We start from the raw sequence: 18,962 nt of genomic DNA on the forward strand, positions 1-18,962 counted from the left end.
CGTTAATAAAAACAAACAGACACACCACCACAACACACCGGAAAAAGGCGACGCCATGATGCACTAAATTCGAAACCAGCTAAAAAACCATCCACCACCACAGGGGCGGCAGCAGACGATCCAATAACCAATCAAMAAACAATTGGTATCAATAAAACTTGGCACACTATTGAGTTCTCAAACAACAACTGCAATCCGAGTAATTCCTAAATGATTGCTCATTTAGTTTTCGTCGTTGCGATGTTTCCATGTTATTTCATTTGAATTCATTTTGTCCAATCCGCATTATGTGCGGCTGGTCACTTGATAAATTCGGCAAACCTGTAGTTTCGAACGATTTTCGCCGACTTTAAGCGTCGGTTGTAATCGCAAGACTTGTTAGGTTTGGTTTCCTGCAAGAAATGTAAGCACTGCTTCGAAACGAAGTGGCTCAACCTTGTGCAGGCGACAGCTAGAAGACTACACAACTGAAGGCCCCCAGCGCAAGTCGGGAGGGTCTAGGCCGCCAGTTCCACCATGGACAGCGTGCGTTTGCCGCGGCGGACCAACAGGTACTTGCCGTGCAGGGCCGCGGAGCCGTCCAGCACGGCGTCGGGATCGGTGACCTTGACGTTGTTCACGTAGGCCCCGCCCTCGCCCACCGTGCGCCGGGCGGCGGAATTGCTGGCCGCCAGCCCGGAGGTCACCAGCAGCTCCACGATGGTCACCCCTGCGGCCGGCGCGGAGGCCCGCGGCAATTCCCGGGTGGCCGCCTGAAGGGTGTCCAGATCGAGTTCGGACAGCTCACCCTGGCCAAACAGGGCCGCGGAGGCGGCGATCACCTTAAGGGTGGCCTCCACGCCATGCACCAGGGACGTGACCTGGAATGCCAGGGTCCGCTGGGCCTCGCGGGCCTGCGGCTTCTCGGCCACGGCCGTGCCCAGTGCGGTAATTTCCTCACGCGTGAGGAACGTGAAGACCTTGAGCCGGTCAATGACGTCCGCGTCGGAGGTGTTCAGCCAGAACTGGTACATGTCGAACGGGCTGCACATGGCGGCATCGAGCCAGATGGCGTTACCCTCGCTCTTGCCAAATTTGGTGCCGTCGGAATTGGTGATCAGCGGCGTGCCCAGCGCGTGCACGGAGGCGCCTTCGACCTTGCGGATCAGGTCGGTGCCGCTGGTCAGGTTGCCCCACTGGTCCGAGCCCCCCTGCTGGAGCACGCAGCCGTACTGGCGGTACAGCTCCAAGTAGTCCAGGCCCTGCAGGATCTGGTAGCTGAATTCGGCGTAGCTGATGCCTTCATCGGAATTCAGCCGCGAGGCCACGATGTCCTTCTTGATCATGGTGCCGACCCGGAAGTACTTGCCAATCTCGCGCAGGAAGTCGATGGCGCTCAGCGGGGCGGTCCAGTCCAGGTTGTTGACCATGCGGGCCGCATTGGCCCCGTCAAAGGACAGGAAGCGCTGGACCTGGCCCTGGAGGTACCCCACCCACTCCGCAACGGTCTCCTTGGAGTTCATGGTCCGCTCCGCCGTCGGCCGCGGGTCCCCCACCAGGCCCGTCGAGCCGCCCACCAGGCCCAGCGGCTTGTGCCCGGCCAGCTGCATGCGGCGCATCGTGAGCAGCTGGACCAGATTGCCCAGGTGCAGGCTGGGCGCGGTGGGATCGAACCCGCAATAGTAGGTGATGGGCGCACCGGCCAGCAGCTCCTCGAGGGCCGCCTCGTCGGTGGAGACCTGCACCAGGCCCCGCCACTTGAGCTCCTGCCACACATTGGCGAAGCTGGGATCGTTCTCGGGGGCGCGGAGTTCAGTTTGCAAAGACACGCTCCAAAATTACCAGCACGACGCCGGTTCTTCCGATTCGCCCGTCCCTTGCCTCCCGCCGCGGAGGACCGGCAGGGCGGCGGTGCGCGTCAGCGGACCGACCGCCCGGCCGGTGCCGGGTACTCGATACCTTCCGGGAGGGGTGTGGAGGTGACCAGGCGCAGGCGCTGGGTGGGCCGGGTCATGGCGACATAGAGATCGCCCACGCGCCCGCCGGCCCCGGCCAGCAGCGCTCCCGGTTCCACGATCACCACGCCGTCAAATTCCAGGCCCTTGGCCTCGTGCGGGTCAATGACCACGATGTCCTGTTCCACCGACCCCGCGCCGTGGCCCACACGCGCGCCGTAAACGGCGCGCAGGGCGGCGGTGGTTTCGGCCACCATCGCGGGCGGGGCGATCACGGCCACCAGTCCCCCGGCCACCGCAGCCAGTTCCTCGTCCATGACGGCCGCCACCTGGCCGACCACATCGTCGGCCGCGACACGGTCCACGATCGGTTCCCACTCGCCGTCGCGCACGGCCTTGGGTGCCGAGACCACCTGGCCGGCCGCGTTGGCCATCCGCACGGCCGCCTCGGCGATCTGGGCGGGCGTGCGGTAGTTGACCGTTAGTTCCTCAAGCTGCCAGCGGTCGCCCATGAACGGCGTCAGGGCCTGCTTCCAGGACGTGGCGCCGGCCGCCGAGCTGGTTTGGGCAATATCCCCGACGATGGTGAACGACTTCACGGGGCAGCGGCGCACCAACAGCCGCCACTGCATGGGCGAGAGCTCCTGGGCTTCATCGACCACCACGTGGCCGTACGCCCAGGCGCGGTCGGTCAGCGCGCGTTCGGCGTTGGTCTGCGATGCCTCGTGGACGACGTTGTGGTCGGCCAGCTGCTCCGCCGTGAGAATGCCGTCCACGCCGGAATCCTCCATTTGCTGGTTCATGTTGGCGATGGCCTTCTCCGCATTGGCCAGATCGCGCTTGCGCTGGGCGTCGGTCGCGGCCTGGGCGCGGCCGCCCGTGGCGTCCAGCTCCCCGAGCAGTTCCGCGGCCTCATCGAGCAGCGGCACGTCGGATTCGGTCCAGGGCGCGTCGGCGGGGCGCAGCAGCAGGGCGCGCTGCGCCTCGGTGAACTGCGGGGCCACGGCGGCGAGTATTTCCGGCTTGCTGAACATGTCACGGACCAGCTTCTGGGAGCTCATGGGCATCCAGCACAGGTTGAGCATGACGCGCACATCCCGTGAGCCGCGGACGTCGTCGGCCAGGTAGGAGCGGTCGGCGGTGTTTCCCGCGCCGGCGGCCTCAATGTGTTCGCGCAGCTGGTCCGTCAGCTCGCGCAGCAGGATCTTCACGAACGTCACGCGGGCCTCGTTGTGCGGCTTGCCGGTGGCCCGGGCCTTGTCCCGGGCGCGGCGCACCTGGCGGGCGGTGAGCACCAGGCGAGTGCCCTCGACGTCCAAGGAGACATCCCCGCGCGGCAGGCGCTGCCGGTTCGCGACGGCGTCGAAGATGACCTGGGCCATGTCGATCCGGCCCTTGAGCCGGGCCACTTCGGGGGTTTCCACGGCGTTGGCGCTCACGCCGGGCAGCAGCTGGCCGACGCTGGCCATGACCACGCCGGTCTCGCCGAGGGACGGCAGCACGCGCTCAATGTATTTCATGAAGGCGTTGGAGGGGCCCACCAGCAGCACGCCGGCGGACTTGAGCCGTTCCCGGTGCGTGTACAGCAGGTAGGCGGCGCGGTGCAGGGCCACGGCGGTCTTGCCCGTGCCGGGGCCGCCCTGGACCACCAGCGCCCCGCTGAGCGGGGATCGGATGATGCGGTCCTGTTCGGACTGGATGGTGCCCACGATGTCGGACATCCGCCCGGTCCGCTTCGTGTTCAGGGCCGCCAGGAGCGCGCCCTCGCCCTGGAGGTGCTCGCCCTCCACCAGCATGGTGTGGTCCAGGACGTCGTCCTCGACGGCCTTGACCGTGCGCCCGTGCAGGATCAGGTGGCGACGCCGGCGCACGCCCATCCGTTCAAATGCGGTGGCCTGGTAGAACGTGCCCGCCTCCGGGGCGCGCCAGTCGACCATGAGCTGGCGCAGGTCCTCGGTGGAGAGCCCGATCCGCCCGATGTAGCGTTCCTCCCCCGAATCCAGGTCCAGCCGGCCAAACACGAGCCGGTCATCCACGGCGTTTAGCTGGGCCAGGCGGTTTTCATACATCGACGCAAAGGAGTCCCGCTCCGACCTGTTCTGGTGCGTGCCCATCGCCTTGGTTCGGCGGACCTCCGCCAGCTGGGCGGTCTTTTCGGCGCGGAGCTCGTCCAGGCGTGCGTAAAGCCCCTCAACGTAGCTTCGTTCATGGGCCAGTTCGGCGTCGTACATGCAAGGCTCCCTCGTGCAAAAGGCGGACCGTCCATTCTATACCCGTCCACTGCGTGGAGGGGTCCGGCCGCGGCGGTGCCGGCGGCTATACGCCCAGCAGGGAAACCACCGTGTGGCCCGGGAGGTTCTCCCGTCCGGGCAGCGCACCGATTTCCAGCACGACGCCGATGCCGGCCACGTGGGCGCCCGAGCGTTCCAGCAGTCTCGCGGCCGCGCCGAGCGTCCCGCCGGTGGCCAGGACGTCGTCGAGTATTAACACGCGCGTGCCGGCCGGGACGTCGTCACGGTGCAGTTCCAGCGTTGCCTTGCCATATTCGAGCGCGTAGCTTTCGGAAAAGACGGCGCGCGGCAGTTTTCCGGCCTTGCGGATGGTGATGACGCCGGTGCCCGTGGCGTAGGCGGCGGCCGCGGCGAGCAGGAAGCCGCGGGCCTCGACCCCGGCCACCGCGTCGAACTGCCCGGCGAAGGGTGCGATCAGCGCATCCACCACCTCGCGCAGGGCCGGCCCGTCGGCAAAAACGGGGGTTAAATCCTTGAAAACAATTCCCGTACTCGGGTAGTCGGCAATGGTGGCGCACAAGCGCTCAATAACCGCGGAAACTCGCGGATTTTCGGGGGTCTGGGCCGTGCTCGCGGAGGGGTCAATCGGGGCGTCAAGTGTCTCATTCACCCTTCCACGCTACAGGCAGCCCGTGGCGGGGTTTTCGGGCGGGCAAAAAGGTGCTTATATTTTCTCTCGTGCAACACAACATTTTCCTCCCCGGGCACGGTGTCCGGCTTGTGCCGCTACGGCGTCGTCACGCGGCAGATTTGTTCCCCTACATCGATGCGGACATGTGGGCCGGCATGGCCTCGGACCGGCCCTCCTCCAAGCGCGCCCTGGAGCGGCTGTTTGCCGCCCGGATCGCGGATCCGGCCGTGATCGCCTTTGCGGTTATCGATGAGGAAACCGCCACGGTGGCCGGCACGACGAGCTTGTACGACTATGTGCCGGAGCAGTCCCGGGTGGAAGTGGGCATGACGTTTTTTGGGCGCCGCTACTGGGGCCGAAACGTCAATGCCGCCTCCAAGCTGGCGTTGCTCACCTTCGCCTTTGAGGAGCTGTTGGTGCACCGGGTGGCGCTGCGCTGCGACGTCCGCAATGTGCGCAGTGCCGCCGCCATCCTGAAGCTGGGCGCCACCTTCGAAGGGGTGCTGCGCGGGTACCGCCGCGGCCACGACGACTCCCGTGTGGACACGGGCGTCTATTCCATCCTGGCGCACGAATGGCCGCCGGCCCGTTCGGGTCTGGTCCAGCGTCTCACCCCGGCGGATCTGCTGCCCGAGGTGACCGAGCTCATCGCATACTCGCAACACCTTGCCTGGGCCGGCGCGGACCACGCACCACTCCCGGCTTGAACTTCGAGACGGTGGGCTCGCCGTCAAGCCAGAACCGCCATGGATAGGCCGCGGTGCCGCCCGGGCCGCTGATGCCCACGCGCGGCCCCCGCATCACCACACCCTGCACGGGGTCCGCCGGAAGCGTCACGGTGACCTCTCCGCCCAGCGCGGGGATGCCGTTGTGCTCCCGGCCCAGCCCGAGCGCCTTGGTCAGCCGGGCGGGCCCCTGCGCGAGTTCCGTGTCCTTCTTGGCCGTGGGCCGGCGCGACCTCGCCAGGTCCAGGCCCTCCACCACCTCCCCGGCACGCATGAGGCAGCCCGAGGACGTCCCCTCCGGACGGCACACCAGGTTCGCGCAAAAGTGCATGCCGTAGGTGAAGTACACGTAGAGGCGGCCGGGCGGGCCGAACATGACGGCGTTGCGGTTGGTCCTGCCCCGGTAGCTGTGGGCGCCGGGATCCGGGTCCGGTGAGTCCTGCGGGCCCAGGTAGGCCTCGACCTCCGTGAGGCGCACGACGACGGGACCCTCCGGACTCTCATGGCGCACAAGGGCGCCCAGCAGGTACGGTCCCACCAGGGTGGCCGGTTGCTCCAACAGTTCAAGCATGTCGATCGGGTTGCCCATATTTCCACGTTAGCAGCACGCCCTGGCACCGAAAGAGAGCCCTGGGCCGGGCCGCGCACCCGCCGCTACTGTCACCTCGACGGGCACGCTCGACGGGACGGCGCGAGGTGGCGGCCGGCACTTAGGAGGTGCCGGCGTCGGCCGCTCCGGTATAGAAGGCGGTGGTGCGCACCGCCGAGTCCCGGGCCAGGCGTGGTTCGGCGCCCATGGCGATGGCGGCGTCGGCCCAGGCGTCGCTGCTGCCGGCGACGAACGGGTTCAGCACCTCCGGCGGGTGCGGGCTGGCGGGGCCGGTGGGGATGCCGCGCAGGTGCCTGCCGAGCCCGAACAGGGTCAGGTCCCAGCCGACCCCGGCGGCGCCGGGACCGAAGGTTGCCATCATGGCGGGGTCCACGACGGTTGTGTGTTCCAACTCGACGAGGGTGCGGTCGGTGGTGGTCGGGATGAGCCGGACCTCGACCTCCGAATACGGCCCGCCGCCAAACACCCAGGAAATGCGAAAGTTGCGCGGCGCATTGCATTCGAGGATTTCCCCGGAGGCATTGCCCTCCAACGCGTAATTGTCCCCCGCCTTGGTGCCGCCGGTGACCGGCAGGAACCACTGGCCGAGGCGTTGTGGATCGGTGCATGCGGACCAGACGTCGCTGACGGGGGCGGAAAATTCCTGCTGCACCAGCACCAGCGTTGCTTCCTGGTGGTTGAGCTTGGTGGTTCTAACGATTCGGGTGATGACGCCCAGGGCGTCCATGATGTCCTCCATGTAGCCAGACTAGGCCAGCGCCGGAAGGGCCAGGAACCGGCGCGCCCGCGTGGGAGGATGAATTCATGGCCGTTGCACTGGAATTTACGCCCCCGTTTGAGCCGGGAATCTTTGAATTCCTGGCGGTTCGTGCCGTGGCCGGCGTGGAGGAGGCCGGCCCCGCCCGCTACGCACGGACGCTGTCACTGCCCGGCGGGCACGGCTGGTTCGCGGTCGCGTGGGACGGGGCGCGGCTGGTGCTAGAACACGAGGTTGAGGATCCGGCGGATGCCCCCGAGCTGCTCCGCCGCGTCCGGCACCTGTTCAACCTGGACCACGACCCGCTGGCGGTGGACGCGGCGCTGGCCGCCGATGCCATGCTGGCGGGGCGGGTTGCCGCGCTGCCGGGGATCCGGCTGCCGGGCTGCGTGGACCCGGCCGAAATCCTGATCCGGGCGATGATCGGGCAGCAGATCACGGTGGCCGCGGCGCGCACCGCCCTCAACCAGCTGGTTGTCCTGAGCACGCCGGCACGCCTGACGCACGGCTCCCTGACGCATTTCTTCCCGTCGCCGGCCGAGATCGCCGCCGGCGGGCGGGCCATCCTGCGGGGCCCGCGGCGGCGGATCGAAGCCATCATGGGCGTGGCCGGGCTCTTGACCGACGGCTCCTTGGCCGTGGGCGCCGCGGACACGCCGGAATCGCTGGCGGCAAAGCTGCTGCCCCTGCCGGGGATCGGCCCGTGGACCGTTGGCTACGTGAGCATGCGGGTGCTGGCCAGCCGGGACGTCTTTCTGCCCACGGATGCCGCGGTGCGCAATGGCTATGGGCGGCTGCGCGGAGATTCTCCGGCCGAGGCGCGCCTGATCAGGGCCGTTGAGCTGGCGCGCATGGCCGAGCCGCTGCGGCCGTGGCGGTCCTACGCCACCCTCCACCTGTGGCGGGCGGCCGGGGAAATACGGGGCCGGAACTAGCCGCACCGCGGCGCGAGGCGACAGCCAACCCGCCAACGCGCCGAGCTCCAGCAGGACCTCCGGGGTCCGGGCGCGGCGCCAGCCGCCTAGGGGGCGCTACTTCGCCAGCGCCGACGGCCAGGGCAGCAGCGCGGGCAGGTCCACGGAGTCCGCGGCGGCCTCGGCTCGCAGGCTGCCCATCGTGGGCGTGCGCCCGGCCAGCCACGCCGCGATGTCCGTGAGCATCCCGGAGATGGACACCGCATGGTCGCCGTCGCCGACGGTCATCGGTGCCAGCGCCAGCGGCAGCAGCTTCAGCCGCGTGTCGGCCGGCACCCGGGCCGCCAGGAAATCGACCAGGTACAGGCAGAATTCCTGGGACCACGTCTCCGGGCCGCGGCCCAGATCAAGGTCGGACAGGTGGATGACCAGCTCCCGCCACAGCGCCAGCGCCCCGTCGTAGACAACGCCGTTGCGATAGTTGATGGGCAGCCGCCACTGCTCCTGGCTCAGCCCGCCCAGCACGGTCAGCGCCCGGGCGAGGGCGGCGTCGACGGCGGCCCGGTGCTCCTGGGCTCCGTGCCCGGCCGCCATCTCAATGGCCTGCGTCCGGCCGCCCTGGCCGCCGTCGTAAAATTCGATGGACTCCCCGCGCACCGTGTACTCCGCCTGCCGGGCCACGGCGCCGGCAACATTGGCCACGTGCGCCAGCACGTGCCCGCGCGTCCAGCCGGGCAACTCGGTGGCGGCGCGGACGTCGGCGTCGCTCAGGAGCGCCAATTTACCGGTCAGGGCGTCGGCGGCGGCACCGAGGCGATCCATCAGCTGTGCGGTAGAAATCTCAGTCATGGCATCAGCCTAGCCGCCCCGGCGCACGGAAATGCCCACATCCGTTGCGGACATGGGCATTTCCGTGCCGGCACGACGCCGGTCAGGCCAGGAAGGCGCGCACCTCACCCAGCTGCCCCTCCAGGGCCGCGAGTTGGGCCAGCACGGCGGACGGGGCGGTACCGCCCTGCCCGCTGCGACTGTTCAGGGACCCGCTGGTGCTCAGCACGCTGCGCACCGCCGGGGTCAGGTGCGCGGAAATGCCCGCGTATTCCTCATCCGTCAGGTCCCACAGCTCCACCCCGCGCCCCTCGGCGACCTTGACGGCCGCGCCGGAGAGCTCGTGGGCCTCCCGGAACGGCACGCCCTGGCGGACCAGCCACTCGGCGATGTCCGTGGCCAGGGCGAAGCCCTGCGGGGCGAGGGACTCCAGGCGTTCGGTGTTGAACACCAGCGTCGCGATCATCCCCGAAACGGCCGGCAGCAGCAGTTCCAAGGTGTCGCACGCGTCAAAGACCGGCTCCTTGTCCTCCTGCAGATCCCGGTTGTACGCCAGCGGCAGGCCCTTGAGCGTGGCCAGCAGCCCGGTCAGGTCGCCGATCAGGCGCCCGGCCTTGCCGCGGGCCAGTTCCGCCACATCCGGGTTCTTCTTCTGCGGCATGATCGAGGAACCGGTCGAGTAGGCATCATCCAAGGTGACGAAGGAGAACTCCTTCGTGGCCCACAGGATCACCTCTTCGGAGATGCGCGACAGGTCCACCCCGATCATGGCGGACACCCAGGCGAACTCGGCAAAGACGTCCCGGGAGGCGGTGCCGTCAATGGAGTTCCACGCGGCCGAGTCAAAGCCCAGTTCCGCCGCCACCGCGTTCGGGTCCAGGCCCAGCGAGGAGCCGGCGAGGGCGCCGGAACCGTACGGCGAGACGGCCGCCCGCTTGTCCCAGTCGACCAGCCGCTGCACGTCGCGCAATAGCGCCCAGGCGTGGGCCAGCAGGTGGTGGCTGAGCAGCACCGGCTGGGCGTGCTGGAGGTGGGTGCGGCCCGGCATGGCCACGCCGTGGTGCGCCTTCGCCTGCCCCACCAGGGCATCCACGACCGAAAGCACGCCGCCGGCGATGATCCGGGCGTGGTCGCGCAGGTACATCCGCCCGAGCGTGGCGATTTGGTCGTTGCGGGAGCGTCCGGCGCGCAGCCGCCCGCCCAGGTCCGGGCCGGCGCGCTCAATCAGCCCGCGCTCCAGGGAACCGTGCACGTCCTCGTCGGTCTCCGCCGGACCGTAYGCGCCGGAGCGCACGTCCGTCTCCAGGTCCGTCAGGGCGGYGAGCATGCCGTCCAGTTCGGCGGCGTCGAGCAGGCCCGCGGTGTGCAGGACGCGGGCGTGCGCCTTGGACCCGGCGATGTCATACAGGGCCAGGCGCCAGTCAAAGTGGGTGGACTTGCTCAGTGCGGCCAAGGCGTCGGCCGGGCCGCCCTTGAACCGGCCGCCCCACAACGCCCCTTCGTTGGTCGGCTTCTTCTGCGCCACCGGGTGCTACTTCCCCGCGACGCGCTGGTCGCGGGTGGAGGCCACCTTGGAGGACATGCCCCACAGTTCAATGAAGCCCCGGGCCTGGGACTGGTCGAACTTGTCGCCGGTGTCGTAGGTGGCCAGGTCGAAGTCGTACAGGGAGGTCTCGGAGCGGCGGCCGGTGACGATCGCCGCGCCACCGTGAAGCGTCATGCGGATGTCGCCGCTGACATGCTGCTGGGTGTCCTGGATGAAGGCATCCAGGGAGCGCTTCAGCGGGGAGAACCACTGGCCGTCGTAGACCAGCTCGCTCCAGCGCTGGCCCACGGTGGCCTTGAAGCGGGCCTGCTCACGCTCGATCGTGATGTCCTCGAGGTGCTTGTGCGCGGTGATCAGCGCCATGGCGCCGGGGGCCTCGTAGATTTCGCGGCTCTTGATGCCCACCAGGCGGTCCTCGACGACGTCGATGCGGCCCACGCCCTGGGCGCCGGCGCGGCGGTTGAGCTGCTGGATGGCCTGCAGCGGGGTGACGGGGACGCCGTCGATCGCGACCGGGACGCCCTGGACGAAGGAGATGATGAGCTCATCCGGGGCCGGCGGGAATTCCGGGGTGGCCGTGTAGTCGTAGATGTCCTTGGTGGGGGCGTTCCAGATGTCCTCGAGGTAGCCGGTCTCCACGGCCCGGCCCCAGACGTTCTGGTCGATCGAGTACGGGTTCTTCTTGGTCGTTTCGATCGGCAGTCCCTTGGCCTCGGCGAAGGCGATGGCCTTGTCCCGGGTCAGGGCCAGGTCACGGACCGGGGCGATGCACTTCAGGTCCGGGCCCAGGGTCTGGATGCCGACCTCGAAGCGGACCTGGTCGTTGCCCTTGCCGGTGCAGCCGTGGGCGACCGTGGTGGCGCCGAATTCGCGGGCGGCCTTCACCAGGTGCTTGACGATCACGGGCCGGGAGATCGCGGACACGAGGGGGTAGTGGCCCTGGTACAGGGCGTTGGCCTTCAGCGTGGGCATGGCGTATTCGTTGGCGAATTCGTCGCGGGCGTCGGCCACGTAGGCCTCCACGGCGCCGCAGGCCAGGGCGCGCTGGCGGATGTCCTCCAGCGACTCCCCGCCCTGTCCGACGTCGACGGCGACGGCGATCACCTCGGCGCCGGTGGCTTCACCGATCCAGCCAATGGCGACGGAGGTGTCAAGGCCACCGGAGTAGGCCAATACAATGCGGTCAGTCACGTTCATTCTCCTCGAGTGCGTTGTCCGCCCGGCCGTAACGGCGCGAGCGGCGGTGGTGTTAGGTCTAGATTATGTGGTTTCGACGGACTTGGGGTGCGCTCCCCCGGGGCCGGGGCGGGGTTCCCTAGCCGGCCGCGCCGGATTCGGCGGCGAAGTCCAGGAACCGTTGGGCGGCGTCGGCCCCGCCCAGCGGGTCCCGGGTGATGATCATGACGGTGTCGTCCCCCGCGATCGTGCCCAGGATGCTGGGCATGACCGAGTGGTCGATCGCCAGGGCCAGGAAGTTCGCGGCGCCCGGCGGGGTCCGCAACACCACAATGTTGCCCGACGCCTCGGCCGTGACCAGCAGTTCCCCGCACAGCCGCACCAGCCGGGTGTCCAGCAGTTCCTGGGAAAACACGGAGTGCACGCTGCGATCCCCGCCCTCGCCCGGGAGGGCGTAGATCAGGCCGCCGTCCTCGCCGCGCACGCGCACGGCCCGCAGTTCCACCAGGTCCCGGGACAAGGTGGCCTGCCCCACCACCAGGCCGTCGTCGGCCAGCAGCGCGGCCAGTTCCGCCTGCGAGCGGACGGCCCGGCTGGTCAGCAGGGCCGTCACCCGGGCCTGGCGGGCCGTCTTGGTGGCGGGCATGCCGGCCGGGGACGCGGGAGTCTTGGTCATGGCCGGCGGCCGGGCGCCGCGCCCGCGGCATCCGGGACGCCGTCGGGCCCGGCCTGCTCCGCCGCCGATTGCTCCACGAGCCACACCATGAGCGCCTTTTGCGCGTGCAGGCGGTTCTCGGCCTCGTCCCACACCACGGACTGCGGGCCGTCGATCACGGAGGCGGCAATCTCGTAGCCGCGGTAGGCGGGCAGGCAGTGCAGCACGATCGCACCCGCGTCCGCCTTGGCGAGGGCGGCGTCGTCAAGCGCGTAGTCCTTGAAGAGCTCCAGGCGCTGGGCCTTTTCCTCCTCCTGGCCCATGGACACCCAGGTGTCGGTGACCAGGACGTCGGCGCCGCGCACCGCGGCGTCAACGTCGCTGGTGACCAGCACGGAGCCGCCGGTCAAGGTGGCCCGGTCCGCCGCGGCGGCCACCACGGCGGCGGCCGGCAGGTAGCCCTCGGGGCCGGCGATGCGCACGTGCATGCCCGCGGTGGCCCCGGCCAGCAGGTAGGAGTTGGCCATGTTGTTGGCGCCGTCCCCCAGGTAGGTCATGGTCAGCCCGGCCAGGGTGCCCTTGTGCTCCTGGATGGTCAACAGATCCGCGAGCAGCTGGCAGGGATGGTAGTCGTCGGAGAGGGCATTGATGACGGGCACGGCGGAGTGGGCGGCCATCTCCTGAAGCCCGGCCTGGTCGTAGGTGCGCCAGACGATCGTCGAGACCATGCGCTCGAGCACCCTGGCGGTGTCCGCGACGGATTCCTTGTGGCCGATCTGGGCCTCGCCGGGGTTGATGATCAGCGCGCTGCCGCCCAGGTCCGCGATGCCAGTGGCGAAGGAGACCCGGGTCCGGGTGGAGGTCTTGTCGAAGATGACGGCAACGGTCTGGCGGCCGGCACCGTCCCCGGCGAAGGTGCCCTTGGAATAGGGCGCCTTCTTCAGGCGGGCGGCCAGGGCCAAGACCTCGGCCTGTTCGGCCGGGGACAGGTCGGTGTCGACCAGGAAGTGCCGGGTCATGAGATTGCTCCTTCGGCGGATTGCGGGGCGGATGCGTGTTCGATCAACGCGGGCAGGGCGGCCAGGAAGGAGGCCGCCTGCCCGGCGGTGAGAATCAGCGGTGGGGCCAGACGAATGGTGTTGGGGCGCGGGGCGTTGATGATGAACCCGGCCTCGAGAGCGGCCGTGACCACGGCGGCGGCCACCGGCTGGGCCAGGTCGAATCCGATGAGCAGGCCAAAGGCCCGGACCTCGGTCACGCCGTCGGTGCGGGCGAGCCCGTCCGCCAGCAGGGCGCCGACGGTGCGCACGTTCGCCAGCACGTCCTGCGACTCCAGGACGTGCAGGGTGGCCAGGGCCGCGGCGGTGGCCACCGGGTTCCCGCCGAACGTGGTGCCGTGCTGGCCGGCGGACAACAGCTGGGAGGGGGCCTCGCCAAACGTGACCAGGGCGCCGATTGGGAAGCCGCCGCCCAGCCCCTTGGCCAGCGTCATGGCGTCCGGGGTGATGCCGGCGGCGGTCCCGGCAAACCAGTCCCCGGTGCGGCCGACGCCGGTTTGGACCTCATCGAGAATCAGCAGGGCCCCGGCCCGGGTGGTGAGCTCACGGGCGGCCCGCAAGTATTCGGGCGAGAGCGGGCGCACCCCCGCCTCGCCCTGGATGGGTTCGATGATCAGGGCGGCGACGGTGCCGTCCAGGGCGGCGCGGAGGGCGTCGACGTCGTTGAACGGCAGGTGCTTCACGCCGGCGGGCATGGGCTCGAACGGTTCCCGGTAGGCCTGTTTGGCGGTCAGGGCCAGGGCGCCCATGGTGCGGCCGTGGAATGCGCCCTCCAAGGCCAGGATGGTGGTGCGGGCGGGGCCGCCCGGGACGCTGTTGGCCTTGCCGTGGGCGCGCGCCAGCTTGAACGCGGCCTCGTTGGCCTCGGTGCCGGAGTTGGCGAAGAACACCTTCGACCCGGCCGGGGCCGCGGACAGCATCAGCAGCTTTTCGGCCAGGGCGATCTGGGTGGGGCTGGTAAAGAAGTTGGAGACGTGGCCCAGCGTCGCCAGCTGGCTGGAGATGACGGAGGTGACGAACGGGTGGGCGTGGCCCAGCGCATTGACGGCGATCCCGCCGAGCAAGTCCAGGTACTCCTTGCCGTCGGCATCCCAGACCAGCGAGCCGGCGCCGCGGACCAGCACGCGCTGCGGGCTGCCGAACACGCCCAACAGCGATTCGCCGTAGCGGGCCAGCCACTGCTGGCCGGTGCCGGTGCCGGTGACGGCCGCGGCGGTGGCCGTCCCGCTGACGGCCGTCGGGGCCGGCCCGGCCTGGTTGTCGGGGGTGCCGCTGCTCATGATGGATCCTCTTCCTCGGGAAATATTTGGGTGCCGTTGCCCTCGACTGTCATCAGCTCCAGCAGCACCGAATGGGCGCTGCGGCCGTCGACGACGGCGGCGCGGGCCACGCCGCCGTCGACCGCGCTCAGGCAGGCCCCCATCTTGGGGATCATGCCCGACTCCAGCGTGGGCAGCATGGCCCGCAGCTGCCTCGAGCCCAGGGAGGAGAGCAGCGATGACCGATCCGGCCAGTTGGCGTAGAGTCCCTCGACGTCGGTCAGGATGACCAGTCGCGACGCCTCCAGGGCCACGGCCAGGGCGGCGGCGGCCGTGTCGGCGTTGACGTTCAGGACCGTGGAGGCGTCCCCGACCTCGGGGGCCACGGTGGAAATGACGGGGATGCGCCCGGCCTCCAGCAGGTCCAAGATGGCGCCGGGGTTCACGCCGACCACCTCGCCCACCAGGCCCAGGTCCACGGGCAGCCCGTTGACGACGGTCCCCGTGCGTTCGGCCTGCAGCAGGGCCCCGTCCTCCCCGGAGAGCCCGACCGCGTACGGGCCGTGCGAGTTGATCAGGCCGACCAGTTCGCGTCCCACCTGCCCGGTCAGCACCATGCGGACCACGTCCATGGCCTCCGGCGTGGTGACCCGCAGGCCGCCCTTGAACTCGGAGGCAATGTCCAGGCGCTTGAGCATCGAATTGATCTGCGGTCCCCCGCCGTGCACCACCACCGGCTTGATGCCCACGTGGTGCATGAAGACGATGTCCTCGGCAAAGGCGCGTCGGAGGTCATCGTTGATCATGGCATTGCCGCCGTACTTGATCACCACCACGGTCCCGGCGAACTGCTGAATCCACGGCAGCGCCTCAATCAGCGACGCCGCCTTGCCCTGCGCGGTTTCCACCGAGTCCATCATGTCTTCCTCAGGTTCTTGTTCTGGTTGTTTGCAACGCCTTGTTTTGCGACGCCGCGTGTGGCGCCGCGCCGGGACTACGAGGAGTAGGCGCTGTTTTCCTCGACGTACGCATGCGTGAGGTCATTGGTCCAGATGGTGGCCGAGGCGTCGCCGGCGCGCAGGTCGATTTCGACCGAGACCTCGCGCGGCTCAAGGTTCACCAGCTCGCGCGAGTCCCCGATCCCGCCCTTGCGGCAAAGCTGGACGCCGTTGATGCTGACGTTGATCTCGTTCGGGTCAAAAACGGCGTCGGTGGTGCCGACCGAGGCCAGGACCCGGCCCCAGTTGGGGTCGTTGCCGGCGATGGCGGTCTTGAACAGGTTCGAGCGGGCCACGGCCCGGGAGACCACTTCGGCGTCGCGCTCGCTGTCGGCATTGACGGTGGTGACGGCGATGTCGTGGCCGGCGCCCTCGGCGTCGGCGATGAGGCCGCGGGCCAGGGTCGTGCAGACGTGGGTGAGCCCGGCGGTGAAGTCCTCGATGTCGGGAAGGACGCCGGAGGCGCCGGAGGCCATCAGCAGCACGGTGTCGTTGGTGGACATGCAGCCGTCGGAGTCGGTCCGGTTGAAGGTGACCTTAACGGCGTCGCCGAGGGCGGCGTCGAGCCCCTCGGCCTCGACCGTGGCGTCGGTGGTGAGGACCACCAGCATGGTGGCGAGTCCGGGGGCCAGCATTCCGGCGCCCTTGGCCATGCCGCCGATCGTGTAGGTGGCGCCGGCTTCGTCGGGCGCAGACGTCCAGGAGGCTTCCTTGCGGACGGTGTCGGTGGTCATGATCGCTGCGGCCGCGGCAGTCCCGCCGTCCTCGGACAAGGCCCGGGCGGCGGACTCGACGCCGGGCAGGATCTTGTCCATGGGCAGCTGCTCGCCGATCAGCCCGGTGGAGCAGATGGCCACATCGGTGGCGGAGAGCCCCAGCACGTCGGCGGCCTTTTCGGCGGTGGTGTGCGTGTTTTGGAAGCCCTCCGGGCCGGTGCAGGCGTTGGCGCCGCCGGAATTGAGCACGACGGCGTCCACCCGGCCGTCGCCGAGGACCTGCCGGGACCAGTGGACGGGGGCGGCGGCCACGCGGTTGCCGGTGAAGACGGCGGCGGCGGTGTGCAGCGGGCCGTCGTTGACGACGATCGCCAGATCGGGGTTGCCGGAGGCCTTCAGTCCCGCCGTGACGCCGGCGGCGCGGAATCCCAGTGCAGATGTCACGCTCATGGTGCTACTCCTTGGATGGTGAGCCCGGTGGCTTCGGCCAGGCCCAGGGCGATGTTCATGGACTGTACCGCGCCGCCGGCCGTGCCCTTGGTGAGGTTGTCGATGGCGCAGCAGACGATGACCCGGCCCACGCGGGGGTCGTAGGCGAGCTGCAAGGACACATAGTTGGAGCCGAGCACCGACTTGGTGGACGGCCAGCTGCCCTCGGGAAGGACGTGCACAAAGGGTTCGTCGGCGTAGGCGTCGACCCAGATCCGGCGCAGCGCCGCGGCCACGTCTTCTGTACCGGCAGGGCCTCCGGCGGCGCGGGCGATGAGGTCCGGGGCGACCTTGGCCGTAGCCGTGGTCAGGATGCCGCGGCTCATGGGGGCCAGCGTGGGGGTGAAGGACACCTTCACGTCCAGGCCGGAGGCGTTGGCGAGGCCCTGCTCGATTTCCGGGGTGTGGCGGTGCCCGCCGCCGACGCCGTACGGGCTCATGGACCCCATGACCTCGGAGCCGATCAGGTTCACCTTCGCCGCCTTGCCCGCGCCGGAGGTGCCCGAGGCGGCGACGATCACGACGTCGTCGGGCAGCAGGGCGCCGCCGGAAAAGCCGGGCAGCAGGGCCAGCAGCGAGCTGGTCGGGTAGCAGCCGGGCACGGCGATGCGCTTGGCGTTGGCCAGCTTGTCCCTTGCGCCGGGCAGCTCCGGCAGGCCGTAGGGCCAGGTGCCCGCGTGCGGGGAGCCGTAGAACTTCTCCCACGCCGCGGAGTCCTCCAGCCGGTGGTCGGCGCCGGCGTCGATCACCAGGGTCTCGGCGGGCAGCCGGGCGGCAAGGTCCGCGGAGGCGCCGTGTGGCAGGGCCAGGAACACGACGTCGTGCCCGGCCAGGTTTTCCACCGTCGTTTCCTCCAGCAGCCGGTCCGCCAGCGCGTGCAGGTGCGGCTGCAGCTCGCCCAGGCGAGCCCCGGCATTGCTGTGGGCGGTGATGGCGCCGATCGTCACGTCGGGGTGGCCGGCCAGCAGGCGCAGCACCTCTCCCCCGGCGTATCCGCTGGCCCCGGAGACGGCTACAGAAATTGTCATAACTCGACTATACAGCAATATTATTCATGGCACCCGATATTTATGCAGTCATTCGTGGGGCCCGGGAATCCCCGGTCCTATGATGTGAGTAGGAGCCGGGCCCGCCCGCTCCCCTGCAGCCAGAATAATCCCAACGAAGTGGAGAACACCATGACCTCGCAATGCCGCGCCATCGTCACCGAAACTACCGGCGGGCCAGAGGTCCTCGTCCTGCGGGAGGTGCCCATTCCCGTGGCGGGCCGCGGCGAGCTGCTGATCAAGGTGGCCGCCGTGGGAGTGAACTTCATTGAGACGTACCAGCGCGAGGGCATCTACCCGGTGCGGTTTCCGTTCACCCCGGGAGCCGAGGCCGCCGGGACCGTCGTGGCGGTGGGCGAGGGCGTGGAGACCTTCGCCGTGGGCGACCGCGTGGCCACGGCCGAGGGCGTTGGCTGCTACGCGGAGTACGCCATTGTGGGCGCGGACATGGCCCTGCCCGTGCCGGCGGGCGTCCCGCTGGACGTCGCCGCCGCCCTCCCGCTGCAGGGCATGACGGCGCATTACCTGATGAATTCCACCTTCCATGTGGAGCCCGGCCAGACCGTGCTGGTGCATGCCGGCGCAGGTGGGGTGGGGCTGCTGCTGACCCAGATGCTCAAGGAGCGCGGAGCCCGCGTGATCAGCACGGTCAGCACGGACGAGAAGGAGGAGCTGTCCCGGGTGGCCGGCGCCGATGAGGTCCTGCGCTACGGGGGGTTCGCGGAGGCCGTGCGCGAGCTCACCGACGGCAACGGCGTGGATGTGGTGTACGACGGCGTCGGCAAGGACACCTTTGACGGCTCCCTGGCGTCGCTGCGCATCCGGGGCACCATGGTGCTCTTTGGCGGGGCCTCCGGCCAGGCTCCCCTGTTCGACCTGCAGCGCCTCAATGACGGCGGCTCGCTGTTCATCACCCGGCCCACGCTGAAGCACCACCTGCGCAACGTCACCGAACGCCGCTGGCGCTCGTCCGAGGTGTTCAACGCCGTCGCGAGCGGCCAGCTCACCGCCCGCATCGGCGCCCGCTTCCCGCTGGCGGAGGCCGCCGCGGCGCACGCCGCGCTCCAGGGCCGCCGCACAACCGGCAAGGTCATCCTGGAGCCGTAGGCCCCGGACCCCACAACGCCGGCCCACAACGCCGGCCCACGGAGAAGTGGCCCGCAATAGATGTCGAAAAACCCCGGATTTGAGCCTGTTGCTTTTTGGGTGTGGCGGTGCCGGTTTTGTTGTGGGTGGTGTTTAAGAATGGAGCATGGCCCGAGATTATCGCCGTGTTGATCGTGAGACGCCGTTCCTTTTGCCCCCGGATATCCGGGATTGGTTGCCGGC

Annotated in this window: 17 protein-coding genes; 3 read left to right on the top strand and 14 right to left on the bottom strand. The window is 69.2% G+C overall.

Annotation, left to right across the window (positions count from 1 at the left end):
* Nucleotides 1-497: 497 nt before the first annotated feature.
* From tyrS to AB4Y80_RS16205, 3 genes are all read right to left on the bottom strand, one after another.
* Nucleotides 498-1,808: a tyrosine--tRNA ligase gene (gene tyrS / locus AB4Y80_RS16195; RefSeq protein ID WP_442215369.1), complete on the bottom strand. Its 1,311-nt coding sequence runs from the start codon at nucleotides 1,806-1,808 to the stop codon at nucleotides 498-500.
* A gap of 89 nt (nucleotides 1,809-1,897) precedes the next feature.
* Nucleotides 1,898-4,165 (bottom strand): HelD family protein, encoded by a 2,268-nt coding sequence (locus AB4Y80_RS16200; RefSeq protein ID WP_442215370.1) that lies wholly within the window; start codon nucleotides 4,163-4,165, stop codon nucleotides 1,898-1,900.
* 85 nt (nucleotides 4,166-4,250) lie between these two features.
* Nucleotides 4,251-4,754, bottom strand: coding sequence for an adenine phosphoribosyltransferase (locus AB4Y80_RS16205; RefSeq protein WP_442215385.1), 504 nt, complete (start codon nucleotides 4,752-4,754; stop codon nucleotides 4,251-4,253).
* A gap of 149 nt (nucleotides 4,755-4,903) precedes the next feature.
* On the opposite strand from AB4Y80_RS16205, the gene AB4Y80_RS16210 reads away from it, so the two are divergent.
* The gene (locus AB4Y80_RS16210; RefSeq protein ID WP_442215371.1) at nucleotides 4,904-5,563 is read left to right on the top strand and encodes a GNAT family N-acetyltransferase; all 660 of its coding nucleotides are present in this window, start codon (nucleotides 4,904-4,906) and stop codon (nucleotides 5,561-5,563) included.
* Here AB4Y80_RS16210 and AB4Y80_RS16215 read toward each other — a convergent pair.
* Both AB4Y80_RS16215 and AB4Y80_RS16220 read right to left on the bottom strand, forming a co-directional pair.
* On the bottom strand, nucleotides 5,502-6,170 hold the full coding sequence (locus tag AB4Y80_RS16215) for a DNA-3-methyladenine glycosylase (protein WP_442215372.1): 669 nt from the start codon (nucleotides 6,168-6,170) through the stop codon (nucleotides 5,502-5,504). The two genes, AB4Y80_RS16210 and AB4Y80_RS16215, sit on opposite strands and share 62 nt — an antisense overlap.
* A 121-nt stretch (nucleotides 6,171-6,291) precedes the next feature.
* Nucleotides 6,292-6,918: an SRPBCC domain-containing protein gene (locus AB4Y80_RS16220; protein WP_442215373.1), complete on the bottom strand. Its 627-nt coding sequence runs from the start codon at nucleotides 6,916-6,918 to the stop codon at nucleotides 6,292-6,294.
* Between the two features lie 77 nt (nucleotides 6,919-6,995).
* Here AB4Y80_RS16220 and AB4Y80_RS16225 point away from each other — a divergent pair, with 77 nt between their 5' ends.
* The gene (locus AB4Y80_RS16225; RefSeq protein WP_442215374.1) at nucleotides 6,996-7,883 is read left to right on the top strand and encodes a DNA-3-methyladenine glycosylase family protein; all 888 of its coding nucleotides are present in this window, start codon (nucleotides 6,996-6,998) and stop codon (nucleotides 7,881-7,883) included.
* A gap of 96 nt (nucleotides 7,884-7,979) precedes the next feature.
* Here AB4Y80_RS16225 and AB4Y80_RS16230 read toward each other — a convergent pair whose 3' ends face one another.
* The 9 genes from AB4Y80_RS16230 to argC form a co-directional block, all read right to left on the bottom strand.
* Entirely contained in the window at nucleotides 7,980-8,711 is a 732-nt protein-coding gene (locus AB4Y80_RS16230; RefSeq protein ID WP_442215375.1) for a maleylpyruvate isomerase family mycothiol-dependent enzyme, read from the bottom strand.
* Between the two features lie 82 nt (nucleotides 8,712-8,793).
* Complete coding sequence (argH, locus tag AB4Y80_RS16235) at nucleotides 8,794-10,215, bottom strand: argininosuccinate lyase (protein WP_442215376.1); 1,422 nt, start codon at nucleotides 10,213-10,215, stop codon at nucleotides 8,794-8,796.
* 6 nt (nucleotides 10,216-10,221) lie between these two features.
* Complete coding sequence (locus tag AB4Y80_RS16240; RefSeq protein ID WP_442215377.1) at nucleotides 10,222-11,427, bottom strand: argininosuccinate synthase; 1,206 nt, start codon at nucleotides 11,425-11,427, stop codon at nucleotides 10,222-10,224.
* A gap of 124 nt (nucleotides 11,428-11,551) precedes the next feature.
* On the bottom strand, nucleotides 11,552-12,088 hold the full coding sequence (locus AB4Y80_RS16245) for an arginine repressor (RefSeq protein ID WP_442215378.1): 537 nt from the start codon (nucleotides 12,086-12,088) through the stop codon (nucleotides 11,552-11,554).
* Nucleotides 12,085-13,086, bottom strand: a complete 1,002-nt coding sequence (gene argF / locus AB4Y80_RS16250; protein ID WP_442215379.1) for an ornithine carbamoyltransferase — start codon at nucleotides 13,084-13,086, stop codon at nucleotides 12,085-12,087. Before argF ends, AB4Y80_RS16245 begins: the two co-directional genes overlap by 4 nt.
* The gene (locus tag AB4Y80_RS16255) at nucleotides 13,083-14,405 is read right to left on the bottom strand and encodes an acetylornithine transaminase (RefSeq protein ID WP_442215380.1); all 1,323 of its coding nucleotides are present in this window, start codon (nucleotides 14,403-14,405) and stop codon (nucleotides 13,083-13,085) included. Before AB4Y80_RS16255 ends, argF begins: the two co-directional genes overlap by 4 nt.
* Nucleotides 14,402-15,301 (bottom strand): acetylglutamate kinase, encoded by a 900-nt coding sequence (gene argB / locus AB4Y80_RS16260; RefSeq protein WP_442215381.1) that lies wholly within the window; start codon nucleotides 15,299-15,301, stop codon nucleotides 14,402-14,404. Before argB ends, AB4Y80_RS16255 begins: the two co-directional genes overlap by 4 nt.
* A 77-nt stretch (nucleotides 15,302-15,378) precedes the next feature.
* Nucleotides 15,379-16,548: a bifunctional glutamate N-acetyltransferase/amino-acid acetyltransferase ArgJ gene (gene argJ / locus AB4Y80_RS16265; RefSeq protein WP_442215382.1), complete on the bottom strand. Its 1,170-nt coding sequence runs from the start codon at nucleotides 16,546-16,548 to the stop codon at nucleotides 15,379-15,381.
* The gene (gene argC, locus AB4Y80_RS16270) at nucleotides 16,545-17,615 is read right to left on the bottom strand and encodes an N-acetyl-gamma-glutamyl-phosphate reductase (protein WP_442215383.1); all 1,071 of its coding nucleotides are present in this window, start codon (nucleotides 17,613-17,615) and stop codon (nucleotides 16,545-16,547) included. Before argC ends, argJ begins: the two co-directional genes overlap by 4 nt.
* Nucleotides 17,616-17,765: 150 nt before the next feature.
* On the opposite strand from argC, the gene AB4Y80_RS16275 reads away from it, so the two are divergent.
* Entirely contained in the window at nucleotides 17,766-18,740 is a 975-nt protein-coding gene (locus tag AB4Y80_RS16275) for a quinone oxidoreductase family protein (RefSeq protein ID WP_442215384.1), read from the top strand.
* Nucleotides 18,741-18,962 lie beyond the last annotated feature (222 nt).

The organism is Specibacter sp. RAF43 (genome assembly GCF_052114065.1).
Taxonomy (GTDB): domain Bacteria; phylum Actinomycetota; class Actinomycetes; order Actinomycetales; family Micrococcaceae; genus Specibacter.